General features: G+C 59.7%; 7 protein-coding genes and 1 pseudogene. 7 read left to right on the top strand and 1 reads right to left on the bottom strand.

Going from position 1 to position 13466, the window contains the following annotated elements; translation table 11 throughout:
- Nucleotides 1–236, bottom strand: a pseudogene (locus tag K5E40_RS31445) (type VI secretion system tip protein VgrG); the annotation flags it as partial.
- A gap of 318 nt (nt 237–554) precedes the next feature.
- Between K5E40_RS31445 and tpx the strand changes: the two are divergent.
- The 7 genes from tpx (at nt 555) to K5E40_RS31410 (ending at nt 13444) form a co-directional block, all read left to right on the top strand.
- Nucleotides 555–1055: a thiol peroxidase gene (tpx, locus tag K5E40_RS31440; protein WP_221734078.1), complete on the top strand. Its 501-nt coding sequence runs from the start codon at nt 555–557 to the stop codon at nt 1053–1055.
- A 188-nt stretch (nt 1056–1243) separates the two neighbouring features.
- Nucleotides 1244–2551: an MdtA/MuxA family multidrug efflux RND transporter periplasmic adaptor subunit gene (locus tag K5E40_RS31435; RefSeq protein WP_221734077.1), complete on the top strand. Its 1308-nt coding sequence runs from the start codon at nt 1244–1246 to the stop codon at nt 2549–2551.
- Entirely contained in the window at nt 2548–5652 is a 3105-nt protein-coding gene (locus tag K5E40_RS31430) for an MdtB/MuxB family multidrug efflux RND transporter permease subunit (RefSeq protein WP_221734076.1), read from the top strand. Before K5E40_RS31435 ends, K5E40_RS31430 begins: the two co-directional genes overlap by 4 nt.
- Complete coding sequence (locus tag K5E40_RS31425) at nt 5649–8756, top strand: efflux RND transporter permease subunit (RefSeq protein WP_221734075.1); 3108 nt, start codon at nt 5649–5651, stop codon at nt 8754–8756. Before K5E40_RS31430 ends, K5E40_RS31425 begins: the two co-directional genes overlap by 4 nt.
- On the top strand, nt 8753–10222 hold the full coding sequence (locus tag K5E40_RS31420) for an efflux transporter outer membrane subunit (protein ID WP_221734074.1): 1470 nt from the start codon (nt 8753–8755) through the stop codon (nt 10220–10222). The genes K5E40_RS31425 and K5E40_RS31420 overlap by 4 nt, the downstream gene beginning before the upstream one ends.
- Before the next feature lie 254 nt (nt 10223–10476).
- Nucleotides 10477–12558, top strand: coding sequence for a bifunctional diguanylate cyclase/phosphodiesterase (locus K5E40_RS31415; RefSeq protein ID WP_221734073.1), 2082 nt, complete (start codon nt 10477–10479; stop codon nt 12556–12558).
- Between the two features lie 139 nt (nt 12559–12697).
- Nucleotides 12698–13444: an SDR family oxidoreductase gene (locus tag K5E40_RS31410; RefSeq protein ID WP_221734072.1), complete on the top strand. Its 747-nt coding sequence runs from the start codon at nt 12698–12700 to the stop codon at nt 13442–13444.
- The last annotated feature ends 22 nt before the right edge of the window (nt 13445–13466 follow it).

Below are 13466 nucleotides of genomic sequence, written 5' to 3'. Positions count from 1 at the left end.
ACCAGCACGTCTTCGATGCGCCCGTGAATGCCTTCGCCGTTATGGCCAAATTGCAGAAACGCCGGTTGGCTGAGCAAGCTCTCCAGATCGAAGTCCGGGTGCTCGCTGACCAGTTCAATGTGGATGCCGTAAAGCGTGCTGATTGCTTCGGTGCCGCTGAAGGCCAGCACCTTGAAGTCGTGACGGATCGCAGGAATCTGCAACGAGAAATGCGCCGCATTGGCCGGCCGGAACATACGCTTATCCTTAAGCAAAGAGGAAAAGAGCGCGATGTCGAAACCGTCCCTGGTTTGTGCTCGCGAGAACTGGCGGGCACGGTAACAAGGGCAGAAAAAAATCTATGTAGGAAGACTCGCTGAAGAATGCGGGAACATTCCTCAATACGATTTCAGTTTCAACAGGAACGGTGTAGCTGCCTACCGAGTACTTGGGTTGTATGCAGTTTTGCGTTTCGGCACATGACAATTTCAGTCAAGGCATAGGTCGTCGGACAATTTCGTGCTTAACTTCGGCCTCTTGTATGCTCAACAACAACGTTCAGAAGGACTCAAGTCATGGCTCAAGTCACCCTTAAAGGCAATCCGGTTCAAGTCAACGGCCAGTTGCCACAAGCCGGTTCCAAGGCGCCAGCCTTTTCCCTGGTTGCCGGCAATCTGTCGGATGTCACCCTGAAAGACTTCGCCGGCAAGCGCAAAGTGCTGAACATCTTCCCAAGCGTCGACACACCGACCTGCGCCACCTCCGTGCGCAAGTTCAACGCTCAGGCCAACGACATCAGCAACACCGTGGTGCTGTGCATCTCGGCTGACCTGCCGTTCGCTCAGGCTCGCTTCTGCGGCGCTGAAGGTCTGGAAAATGTCCAGAACCTGTCGACCTTGCGCGGTGTCGAGTTCATCGAGAACTACGGTGTGGCCATCGCTGACGGCCCGCTGAAAGGCCTCACCGCCCGTGCCGTAGTGGTTCTGGATGAAAACGACAACGTTCTGCACAGCGAACTGGTCAAGGAAATCGCTGAAGAGCCTAATTACGAAGCGGCCCTCGCTGTCTTGAAATAAATGTTCTGAAACAAGCGCTTTACAATTGTTAACGGCCTGGCACTGTCCAGGCCGTTTTCATTTGTGTATCAGTGTTTTGCCTCACACCTTGAAACGTAAGTTGAAGGTAAATTGCCGGTAAAGCTGCTTTGCTTAATCCCCACCAGTGCTTATCGTTCAGCCTCCCGTAAAAGAAGCCCACGCGCCCAATGGTTAATCACTCCATGCAATCGTCCCCACGCAACGCCCCTCGCTGGCTAATCAGCCTGCTTGTCTTGTTGGTTATCGCCGTCCTGTGCTGGAAATTCTGGCCTGCCGGTTCAGCCCACAAGGAGGGCGACGAGAAAGCGGCGGCCGGTCATACCGGGCGTTCCGGGATGATGCGACCGGGCTTCGGCGGTGGCACGGGGCCTGTTCCGGTGCGGGTGGCGCCGGCCGTCACGGGCGACTTCCCGCTGTATTACAAGGCTTTGGGCACGGTGACCGCGCTCAATACCATCAACGTGCGCAGCCGGGTGGGTGGCGAACTGGTAAAGATCAATTTTGAAGAAGGCCAGATGGTCAAGGCTGGCGACTTGCTGGCCGAGATCGATCCGCGCCCGTACCAGAACGCCTTGCTCCAGGCTGAGGGCACCTTGCTGCAAAATCAGGCGCAGCTGAAAAACGCGAAGGTCGATGTCGAGCGTTATCGTGGGTTGTACAAAGAAGACAGCATCGCCAAGCAGACCCTGGACACCGCCGAGGCGCTGGTCGGCCAGTATCTGGGCACGGTCAAGACCAATCAGGCGGCAGTCAACGACGCCAAGCTCAATCTCGAATTCACCAAGATCCGTGCGCCAATTACCGGTCGCGTCGGCTTGCGTCAGGTAGACGTCGGTAATCTGGTGACCGCCAACGACACCACGTCCCTTGCGGTAATCACCCAGACGCAACCGATCAGCGTCGCCTTCACGTTGCCGGAAAACAGCCTCGAAACCGTGCTTGCCCGCTACCGCAGCGGCGCCAAACTGCCGGCCGAGGCCTGGGATCGCGGCGATACCAAACTGCAAGCCAGCGGTGTTTTGCAAAGCCTCGACAACCAGATCGACGTGGCCACCGGCACTCTGAAATTCAAGGCCCGCTACGATAACCGTGATCAGGCGCTGTTTCCCAACCAGTTCGTCAACGTTCACTTGCTGGCCGACACCCTCAAAGGTGTGGTGCTGGTACCGTCCGCTGCCGTTCAATTCGGCACTAACGGCACGTTCGTTTACGCGCTTGATGGCGACAAGAAAGTCACTATTCGCCAATTGAAGGTCGGCGCCAGTGACGGCGAAAACACGGTTATCACCGAAGGCCTCGCCGCTGGTGATCGTGTGGTGCTCGAAGGCACCGACCGTCTGAAAGAGGGCAGTGAGGTCGAGGTGGTCAACGACAGCAATCAGGTGCCCACCACCCCGACCGAACACTTGCAAGGCCAATCCGCTGCCACGCCTACTGACGCCGCTGTCACCGACAAGGCCAAGAAGGGCGCATGAACATTTCGCGGCTGTTCATCCTCCGTCCGGTAGCCACCACCCTGAGCATGCTGGCCATTGTTTTGGCCGGCCTGATCGCGTACCGCTTGCTGCCAGTGTCGGCGCTGCCCCAGGTCGACTATCCGACCATCCGCGTCATGACCCTCTATCCCGGCGCCAGCCCGGACGTGATGACCAGTGCCGTCACCGCGCCGCTTGAACGTCAGTTCGGGCAAATGCCGGGCCTCACTCAAATGGCTTCTACCAGTTCCGGCGGCGCCTCGGTGCTGACCTTGCGCTTCAGCCTCGACATCAACATGGACGTCGCCGAACAGCAGGTGCAAGCCGCGATCAACGCCGCGACCAATCTGCTGCCAAGCGACTTGCCGGCGCCACCGGTGTACAACAAGGTCAACCCGGCGGACACCCCGGTGCTGACCCTGGCGATCACCTCGAAAACCATGCTCCTGCCCAAACTCAATGATCTGGTCGATACGCGCATGGCGCAGAAAATTGCCCAGATCAGCGGCGTCGGTATGGTCAGCATCGCTGGCGGTCAACGTCAGGCCGTGCGGATCAAGGTCAACCCGGAGGCTCTGGCTGCCAACAGCTTGAACCTGTCGGACGTGCGCACCCTGATCGCCGCCTCCAACGTCAACCAGCCCAAAGGCAACTTCGACGGCCCGACGCGGGTGTCGATGCTCGACGCCAACGATCAACTGACCTCGCCGAAGGACTACGCCAACCTGATCCTCGCCTACAAGAACGGCGCGCCGTTACGGCTCAAGGATGTCGCGCAAATCGTCGACGGCGCCGAGAACGAACGTCTGGCCGCGTGGGCCAACCAGAATCAGGCGATTTTGCTGAACATCCAGCGTCAACCGGGCGCCAACGTGATCGAGGTGGTCGACCGGATCAAGGCGCTGCTCCCAAGCATCACCGACAACCTCCCGGCCGGGCTCGATGTAACGGTACTGACGGACCGTACCCAAACCATTCGCGCCTCGGTCACCGACGTGCAGCACGAACTGCTGATCGCCATCGCGCTGGTGGTCATGGTGACGTTTCTGTTCCTGCGCCGTACCAGTGCGACGATCATTCCATCGGTGGCCGTGCCGCTGTCGCTGATCGGTACGTTCGGCGTGATGTACCTCGCTGGATTCTCGATCAACAACCTGACATTGATGGCCCTGACCATCGCCACCGGTTTTGTGGTCGACGATGCGATCGTGATGCTGGAAAACATCGCGCGCTTCATCGAGGAGGGCGATAGCCCCATGCAAGCTGCGCTCAAGGGCGCCAAGCAGATCGGGTTCACCCTGATCTCTCTGACGTTGTCGCTGATCGCGGTGCTGATTCCGCTGTTGTTCATGGCGGACGTGGTTGGGCGACTGTTCCGCGAATTCGCTATTACCCTCGCCGTGGCGATCCTGATTTCGCTTGTGGTCTCTCTCACGCTGACGCCGATGATGTGCGCACGCTTGCTCAAACGTGAACCGGAGCCCCATGATCAGGGCCGTTTTTACCGGGCCAGCGGCGCGTGCATCGACTGGATGATTGCGGCCTACGGGCGCAAATTGCAGTGGGTGCTCAAGCATCAGCCGCTGACGCTGATGGTAGCCATCGGCACGTTGGCGCTCACTGTGTTCCTTTATTTGGTTGTGCCCAAGGGCTTCTTTCCGGTGCAGGACACCGGCGTGATTCAGGGCATTTCCGAGGCGCCGCAATCGATTTCCTTCGCCGCCATGAGTGAGCGTCAGCAGGAACTGGCCAAGGTTATTCTTGAAGATCCGGCGGTGCAAAGCCTGTCGTCCTACATCGGCGTCGACGGCGATAACGCCACGCTGAACAGCGGTCGCTTGCTGATCAATCTCAAGCCTCACGGCGAGCGCGATCTGTCGGCTACCGAAGTGATCGCACGGCTGCAACCGCCACTCGCCAAACTGGTCGGTATCCGCCTGTATATGCAGCCGGTGCAAGACCTGACCATCGAGGACCGGGTCAGCCGCACCCAGTACCAGTTCAGCATGTCATCGCCGGACTCCGAACTGCTGAGCCTGTGGAGCGGGCGTCTGGTCGAGGCACTGGCGCAGCGTCCGGAACTGACCGATGTTGCCAGCGATTTGCAGGACAAAGGTTTGCAGGTCTACCTGGTGATCGACCGTGATGCGGCCTCGCGGCTCGGCGTTTCGGTGGCAAACATCACCGATGCGCTGTACGACGCCTTCGGCCAGCGGCAGATTTCGACCATTTACACCCAGGCGAGCCAATACCGCGTGGTCCTGCAAGCCCAGGCCGGAGAGAAGATCGGCCCGCAGGCGCTGGATCAGATTCACGTTAAAACGACCGATGGCGCGCAGGTGCGGTTGTCGAGTCTGGCCCATGTCGAACAGCGTCAGGCACAACTGGCGATCACTCACATCGGCCAGTTCCCGGCGGTGATGATGTCGTTCAACCTCGCGCCGGGTGTGGCGCTGGGGCATGCGGTTGATGTCATCGAACAGGTGCAGAAAGACATCGGCATGCCGGTTGGCGTGCAGACACAATTCCAGGGCGCGGCCGAAGCCTTCCAAGCCTCGCTGTCGAGCACCTTGCTGCTGATTCTGGCGGCGGTTGTGACCATGTATATCGTGCTGGGCGTGCTTTACGAGAGCTACATTCACCCGATCACCATTCTCTCGACTCTGCCGTCAGCGGCGGTCGGCGCCTTGCTGGCGTTACTGCTGAGCGGCAATGACCTGGGCATGATCGCGATCATCGGCATCATCCTGCTGATCGGTATCGTCAAGAAAAACGCGATCATGATGATCGACTTCGCCCTCGACGCCGAGCGCAATCAGGGCATGGCACCGCAGGAGGCGATCTATCAGGCGGCGCTGTTGCGTTTCCGGCCGATCCTGATGACCACGCTGGCCGCATTGTTCGGCGCGGTACCGTTGATGCTCGCCACCGGTTCCGGCGCTGAGCTGCGCCAACCGCTGGGTCTGGTGATGGTTGGCGGCTTGCTGGTGAGTCAGGTGCTGACGTTGTTCACCACGCCGGTGATCTACCTGTATTTCGACCGTCTCGGTCGTCGCTGGGGGCGCGCGCCTTCGGCCGTGGAGCCGGTAGAGCAGCCATGAACCTCTCAGGCCCTTTCATCAAGCGCCCGGTCGCGACCATGCTGCTGAGCCTGGCGATCATGCTGTTGGGTGGTGTCAGCTTCGGTCTGCTGCCGGTATCGCCGCTGCCGCAAATGGACTTCCCGGTAATCGTTGTGCAGGCGAGCCTGCCCGGTGCCAGTCCGGAAGTCATGGCGTCTACGGTGGCGACGCCACTGGAGCGCTCGTTCGGCGCGATTGCCGGCGTCAACACCATGAGCAGCCGTTCCAGCCAGGGTTCAACCCGGGTCATTCTGCAATTTGACCTCGACCGCGACATCAATGGTGCCGCGCGGGAGGTGCAGGCTGCGATCAACGCTTCGCGCAACTTGTTGCCGAGCGGGATGCGCAGCATGCCGACCTACAAGAAGGTCAACCCGTCGCAGGCGCCGATCATGGTGCTGTCGCTGACCTCGGATGTGTTGGAAAAGGGGCAGCTCTACGATTTGGCCTCGACCATTCTGTCCCAGAGTCTTTCGCAGGTGCAGGGCGTGGGTGAGGTGCAGATCGGCGGCAGCTCCCTGCCGGCTGTACGCATCGAACTCGAACCGCAGGCGCTGAACCAGTACGGCGTGGCGCTAGACGATGTGCGCAAGACCATCGCCGACGCCAACGTGCGCCGGCCCAAAGGTTCGGTCGAGGACGGGCAGCGGTTGTGGCAGATTCAGGCCAACGACCAGTTGGAGAAAGCCAAGGATTACGAATCGCTGATCATCCACTACGCCGACGGTGCGGCGTTGCGCCTCAAGGACGTGGCCAAGGTCAGCGACAGCGTTGAGGATCGCTACAACAGCGGTTTCTTCAACGATGACGCGGCGGTGCTACTGGTGATCAACCGGCAGGCCGGTGCCAACATCATCGAAACGGTCAACGAGATCAAAGCGCAATTGCCCGCGCTGCAAGCGGTGCTGCCGGCCAGCGTGAAGCTCAACCTGGCCATGGATCGCTCCCCCGTGATCAAGGCGACATTGCACGAAGCGGAGATGACGCTGCTGATCGCTGTGGCACTGGTGATTCTGGTGGTGTTCCTGTTTCTTGGTAATTTCCGAGCGTCCCTGATTCCGACGCTGGCAGTGCCGGTGTCGCTGGTCGGCACCTTCGCGGTGATGTACCTCTATGGTTTCTCGCTGAACAACCTGTCGCTGATGGCGTTGATTCTGGCCACTGGGCTGGTGGTGGACGATGCCATCGTGGTGCTGGAGAACATTTCCCGGCACATCGACGAAGGCGTCAAGCCGATGCAGGCTGCGTATCTCGGGGCGAAAGAAGTCGGTTTTACCTTGCTGTCGATGAACGTGTCGCTGGTGGCGGTGTTCTTGTCGATTCTGTTCATGGGCGGGATCATCGAGAGCCTGTTCCGCGAATTCTCCATCACGTTGGCAGCGGCCATTGTCGTCTCGCTGGTGGTCTCGCTGACGCTGACCCCGATGCTCTGCGCCCGCTGGCTCAAGCCGCACACGCCCGGGCAGGAAAACCGCCTGCAACGCTGGAGCCGCAAGACCAACGACTGGATGGTCGCCAGGTACGCCACCAGCCTCGACTGGGTGTTGCGCCATCGTCGTCTGACCTTGCTCAGTTTGCTGGTGACCGTTGGCGTCAACGTCGCCCTGTATGTGGTGGTGCCGAAAACCTTCATGCCGCAGCAGGACACCGGCCAGTTGATCGGTTTCGTTCGCGGTGACGACGGTCTGTCGTTCAATGTGATGCAGCCGAAAATGGAAATCTTCCGTCGCGCTGTGCTCAAGGACGAGGCGGTTGAAAGCGTCGCCGGTTTCATTGGCGGCAACAACGGCACCAACAACGCCTTCATGCTGGTGCGCCTGAAACCGATCAAGGAGCGCAACCTGTCGGCACAGAAAGTCATCGAGCGCCTGCGCAAGGAAATGCCGCAAGTGCCTGGCGCGCGATTGATGCTGATGGCCGATCAGGACCTGCAATTCGGCGGCGGCCGCGAACAGACCACTTCGCAGTACAGCTACATCTTGCAAAGCGGTGATCTGGGCGAGCTGCGCCAGTGGTATCCGAAAGTGGTGGCTGCTTTGCGCGCACTGCCGGAGCTGACCGCAATTGATGCCCGTGAAGGCAAGGGCGCGCAGCAAATAACATTGATCGTCGACCGTGATCAGGCCAAGCGTCTGGGCGTGGACATGGACATGGTCACGTCGGTGCTCAATAACGCGTACAGCCAGCGGCAGATTTCGACGATCTACGACAGCCTCAACCAGTACCAAGTGGTGATGGAGGTCAATCCGAAGTACGCCCAAGATCCGGTGACGCTCAAGCAGGTGCAAGTGATCACGGCTGACGGTGCGCGGATTCCGCTATCGACCATTGCTCACTACGAGAGCAGCCTGGAAGACGACCGGGTCAGCCACGAAGGTCAGTTTGCCTCGGAAGACATTTCCTTCGACATGGCCGAAGGCGTGACGGTAGAGCAGGGCAGTGCCGCCATCGAACGAGCGATTGCCAAACTCGGTTTGCCGGAATACGTGATTGCGAAAATGGCCGGTACCGCCGACGCGTTCGCCGCGACCCAGAAGAGCCAGCCGTTCATGATTCTCGGTGCGCTGCTGGCGGTGTATCTGGTGTTGGGTGTGCTGTACGAAAGTTACATTCACCCACTGACGATTCTGTCGACGCTGCCGTCTGCCGGTGTCGGTGCCTTGTTGTCGATCTATGCGCTGGGCGGCGAGTTCAGCCTGATCTCACTGCTCGGGCTGTTCCTGTTGATCGGCGTGGTGAAGAAAAACGCCATCCTGATGATCGACCTGGCGCTGCAACTGGAACGGCAACAGGGCATGACGCCGCTGGAATCAATCCGCAGTGCCTGCTTGCAACGTCTGCGTCCCATTCTGATGACCACACTGGCAGCGATCCTCGGTGCCTTGCCGTTGCTGCTCGGCCGGGCCGAAGGCGCGGAAATGCGCCAGCCGTTGGGCCTGACCATCATCGGCGGACTGATTTTCAGCCAAGTGCTGACGCTTTACACCACGCCTGTGGTTTACCTCTATCTCGACAAGCTGCGCCATCGCTTCAATAAATGGCGTGGCGTGCGTACTGACGCCGCTCTGGAAACTCCGCTATGACTGACCGTTCGCTTATCAATCTGGCCACTGTTCGCGGCTCGCGTCTGTTGAGCCTTTCGCTGTGCGTGGCGATGCTCAGTGCTTGCGCTGTTGGCCCGGACTATCAGCGCCCGCAGACGGCTGAAATCGCGCAATACAAGGAAGCCGAAGGCTGGCGTCAGGCCAACCCGAGCGATTCGCTGGCCCGTGGCGCTTGGTGGGAGCTGTATGGCGATCAGCAACTCAACGGGCTGATCGAGAAGCTCAACAGTTCCAACCAGACGGTTGCGCAATCGCAAGCCCAGTACCGACAGGCCCAAGCCTTGGTGCGCAGTGCGCGTGGCGCTTTTTATCCGAGTGTCGACTTGAGTCTGGGCAAGACCCGCTCCAGTCAGGGCACCGGCAGTAGCAGTTCGAGTCTGAGCAGTTCCGCCAGCGGTATTCGCGACACTTACAACGCGCAACTGGGCGTCAGTTGGGAGGCGGATATCTGGGGCAAATTGCGCCGAGGGCTAGAAGCTGACAAGGCCAGTGCCCAGGCGAGCTTCGCCGATCTGGCGGCAATGCGCCTGAGCCAGCAATCGGAATTGGTGCAGAACTACCTGCAATTGCGGGTCATCGATCAACAGAAACGTCTGCTCGAAGCCACCGTTGCGGCGTATGAACGTTCGCTGAAAATGACCCAGAACCAATACCGCGCCGGTGTTTCCGGGCGTGATGCGGTGGCTCAGGCACAGACACAGCTCAAAAGTACCCAGGCCGATCTGGTCGACCTGATCTGGCAGCGCGCGCAGTTCGAAAACGCTATCGCCGTACTGACCGGACAAGCGCCAGCGGATTTCAGCATCGCGCAAACCCAAACCATTCCCAATTTGCCGCAAGTGCCTTTGAGCCTGCCATCGCAGTTGCTGGAACGCCGTCCGGACATCGCCTCTGCCGAACGCTCGGTGATCGCCGCCAACGCCAAAATAGGTGTGGCGCAAGCGGCGTACTACCCGGATCTGTCCCTGAGCCTGAGTGGCGGTTACAGCAGCAGTAAGTCCCAAGACCTGATCAGCTTGCCGAACCGCTTTTGGTCGGTGGGGCCGAAACTGGACTTGCCGCTGTTCGACGGCGGCATACGCTCGGCTGAAGTCGACCGCACCGAGGCGGTCTACGACGAGACCGTTGCCAAGTACCGACAGACCGTACTCGATGGCTTGCGTGAAGTGGAAAACTATCTGGTGCAGCTAAAAGTGTATGAGGACGAAGCGGCTGTGCGTCAGGAAGCACTCGACGCGGCCCGCGATTCGCTGCGCCTGACGGAAAACCAGTACAAGGCCGGATTGATTGCCTACATCGACGTGGTCGTGGTGCAAGCCACTGCACTGAGCAACGAGCGCAGCGTGCTGAGCGTCTTGCAAAGTCGGTTGATTGCCAGTGTGCAGTTGATTGCCGCGCTGGGCGGTGGTTGGGATGGGCAACTCGATGTAAGCGACAGCCGCTAGACCGTTAGGCGGGCTTGCTCGCGAAAGCGTCGGAACATTCGGCATTTCACTGCCTGACACACCGTTTTCGCGAGTAAACCGGCAGCAAATGAGCGTCGACCCAGAGCCTTTCAGACCGGTCGAACAAGCGTTTCATCGACTTGATGGCAATTTGGTTACTTTGTCAGTGCGTTCTTCTGCGCAATCAGTACAATCGCTGCTTTTGCCCGACCGAGAATGGACGCAGTCCGGTTAGGGAGACTACGAGAATCCCCATGCTCATCGGTAGTTATTCCTCCACCCTGGTTTTCATTTCGTTGTGTGTGGCGATCCTCGCGTCGTACACCGCGCTCGATCTCACCGGACGCATCGCCACTGCCAAAGGCCGTTCCGTGCATTTCTGGACCGCCGGTGGTGCATTGGCCATGGGCGTCGGCGTTTGGTCGATGCACTTCATCGGCATGCTTGCCTTCAGGCTACCGATCGATCTGGGCTACGACATCAGCATCACGGCGCTGTCGCTGCTGATCGCCGTGCTGTCCTGCGGTTTTGCCTTGTGGCTGGTCAGCCAGCCGAAACTTCCGATTTCGCAGTTGGCCTTCGGTGCGCTGATCATGGGGGCGGGCATCAGCGCCATGCATTACACCGGCATGGCGGCGATGCGAATGACGCCGGGGATCGATTACGATCCTGCGTTGTTCGGTGCGTCCCTGTTGATCGCTGTCGGTGCCTCAGCGGCGGCGTTGTGGATCGCTTTCCGCCTGCGCCAGCATTCGCCCCATGTTCGTCTGATTCGCGGTGGTGCCGCGGTGATCATGGGTATCGCCATCGTCGGCATGCATTACACCGGCATGGCCGCCGCGCAATTCCCTGAGGGCAGTTTTTGCGGCGCGACGCTCAATGGCCTGAAGGGCAACGGGCTCGACAGCCTGGTGCTGATCACCACGTTGGCGGTGCTGTCGATTGCCTTGCTGACCTCGATCCTCGACGCTCGGCTTGAAACGCGCACCGCCGAACTGGCGCATTCGTTGACCGTGGCCAACCGAGAACTCACGCAACTGGCGCTGCACGACACCTTGACCGGTCTGCCTAACCGCATGTTGCTTGACGACCGGATCAATCAGGCGATGAAAAAGGTCCATGAACAGGGCGGCTGTTTTGCCTTGATGTTCATCGATCTGGATGGGTTCAAACCCGTCAACGACGCATTTGGCCATCACATGGGCGATCAGTTGTTGCGCGAAGTCGGCGTGCGTCTGCGGGAAGACTTGCGCAGCCAGGACACGCTGGCGCGAATCGGCGGCGATGAGTTTGTGCTGCTGGTACGCCTGACCGAACCCAACGACGCATTGGGTCTGGCGGCACGTCAGGTCGGGTTGGTTGCGCAGTCGTTTCGCGTTGCCGAGCATGACTTGCAGATTTCCGCCAGTGTTGGCATCGCCCTGTACCCCGGAAATGGCCGGACCGCTCAGGAACTGCTGATGAACGCCGATGCGGCGATGTATCACGCCAAGGGTGCCGGCAAGAACGGTTACAGTTTCTTTGACGCGTCCATGAACAACAACGCACGCAAGCAGTTGCAGTTACTGCAGGACTTGCGCGCCGCGCTGGAGCACAGCCAGTTCAGCCTGCATTACCAGCCCAAGTTCGACGCTGCCAATGGGCGCCCGGTCGGTGCCGAAGCACTGCTGCGCTGGCAGCACCCGATCCACGGCTTGCTGATGCCGGACAAATTTATCGATCTGGCCGAGAAAACCGGCGTGATCATTCCGATCGGAGAGTGGGTGCTTAACGAGGCTTGCCGACAGATGCGCGAGTGGTATGTGCTTGGCTATACCGACTGGCGTATCGCGGTCAACCTGTCGGCCTTGCAGTTCTGTCATGCCGGCCTGGTGCAAAGCGTCGCCAAGGCGCTGGCGACGCACCATTTGCCGGCGAACAGCCTGACCCTGGAGATCACCGAAACCACGGCCATGAGCGACGCCGATGCGAGCATGACGGTGCTGCAGGAGTTGTCGGACATGGGCGTTGACCTGTCGATCGACGACTTCGGCACCGGCTATTCGAGCCTGATGTACCTCAAGCGTCTGCCGGCCAATGAGTTGAAGATCGACCGTGGGTTTGTGCGGGATCTGGAGCACGACAGCGACGATGCGGCGATTGTCTCGGCAATTGTTGCGTTGGGACAGGCGCTGGGGCTGCGGATTGTGGCTGAAGGTGTGGAGACCGGTGTGCAGCAGGACTTCCTGACAAAACTGGGCTGTGATTCGTTGCAGGGCTATCTGCTGGGGTATCCGATGCCGGCGGACAAATTCATGCAGGACATTGCCCGGGGCGAGAAGCAGGCGGCCGTCTGAGTTAACCCTCACAAGAACATCTTCAGCCTCGCCATTGCTTTTGCCACAGACTCAGCCTTTGACACGGCTCATGCAAAACCTGCCAATGGCGGTTATTCTTCTCCCCGACTGTTACGTGTGAATGAGGGGAAAGGCCAGCATGGATAAAGTCATTGTGATCACCGGTGGCGGGCGCGGGATTGGCGCCGCTACGGCTTTGTTGGCTGCCGAGAAGGGCTATCGGATCTGCATCAACTACCAGTCAGACGAACAGGCCGCGCAAAGCGTGCTGGAGCAAGTCAGAGCGCTTGGCGCAACAGCCATCGCGGTACGCGCCGACGTCAGCATTGAAGACGAAGTGGTCGCGCTGTTTCATCGGGTCGATACCGAACTGGGACGGGTCACCGCACTGGTGAACAATGCCGGTACCGTCGGGCATAAATCGCGGGTCGACGAGATGTCCGAATTCCGCATTCTCAAAACCATGAAAACCAATGTCCTGGCGCCGATCCTCTGTGCCAAGCACGCGATCCTGCGCATGTCGCCCAAACACGGCGGGCAGGGCGGCAGTATCGTCAACGTTTCGTCGGTCGCATCGCGCCTGGGGTCGCCTAATGAATACGTGGATTACGCCGCGTCCAAAGGCGCGCTTGACTCGTTCACCATCGGTTTGTCCAAGGAAGTGGCGGGCGAGGGGATTCGGGTCAACGCGGTGCGTCCGGGCTTCATCTACACCGATTTCCATGCGCTGAGCGGCGATCCGGACCGGGTCAGCAAGCTTGAGTCGGCTATCCCTATGGCCCGAGGCGGGCGGCCGGACGAAGTGGCGGAGGCGATTGTCTGGTTGCTGTCGGACAAAGCTTCTTATGCCACCGGGACCTTTGTTGATCTCGGCGGCGGGCGTTGAATTCAGAAATTCAAGCGTCAGG

The organism is Pseudomonas baetica, assembly GCF_019733355.1.
GTDB lineage: Bacteria > Pseudomonadota > Gammaproteobacteria > Pseudomonadales > Pseudomonadaceae > Aquipseudomonas > Aquipseudomonas baetica_A.
Note: the sequence above shows the minus strand (reverse complement) of the source record. Positions and strands in the feature narration are given on the sequence as shown.